The sequence below is a fragment of the Rosenbergiella sp. YN46 genome (genome assembly GCF_036620675.1).
Taxonomy (GTDB): Bacteria; Pseudomonadota; Gammaproteobacteria; order Enterobacterales; family Enterobacteriaceae; genus Jejubacter.
On the sequence record NZ_JAZHEE010000183.1, the window covers coordinates 1 to 508 of the forward strand.

A 508-nucleotide genomic window follows, 5' to 3' on the forward strand; every position below is an offset into this window, starting at 1 on the left:
AAGTTTCTGGGAAACAGTGTTTTGAAAAATGAGTATTACATATGTTTTGATAATTTGTGAAGTTGGTGCAGAAAAATCCATTTTAGCTGAACTAAAGAGTCTAGAATCGGTAAAAGAGATAAGTGGTCTTTTTGGAAGTTATGACATTATAGTAAAATTAGAGGCAATGTCAGAAGAAAAAATTAAAGACATTGTGGTATCAAAAATTCGAAATCTCAAAAAGATAAGAACTACTGTAGTATTAACAGTCAAAGATACCCAATGAGGGATTCATTCAGATTTCATAATTTTTTGATCAAGTAATCAAATCCTTCTTCGATTGTGGGTAGTTCATATTTTTCGATTTGTTCCTCAACAAGCATTGCAGGAATTGATTTGCTTTCAATATTCTTTCTATGTTCCAATCTTTGCCAAATAACATTCACTGGAGTAACAAAGTACACTCCTTTGATGATGATTTTTTTTCCATATCTTCTTGCCATTCTCCTGAGTTTCGAAATAAGACTGC

The 508-nt window shown here is 31.5% G+C and carries 2 protein-coding genes; one reads left to right on the plus strand and one right to left on the minus strand.

Annotated elements, in window-relative coordinates; all coding sequences use genetic code 11:
- The first annotated feature begins 28 nt into the window (after positions 1-28).
- A complete protein-coding gene (locus V3W49_RS23155) occupies positions 29-265 on the plus strand; it encodes an Lrp/AsnC ligand binding domain-containing protein (RefSeq protein WP_500148339.1) in 237 nt (78 codons plus the stop codon).
- A gap of 16 nt (positions 266-281) precedes the next feature.
- Here the strand turns inward: V3W49_RS23155 and V3W49_RS23160 are convergent.
- The coding region (locus tag V3W49_RS23160) for an ATP-binding protein (protein WP_500148340.1) at positions 282-508 on the minus strand (227 nt) is incomplete at its 5' end.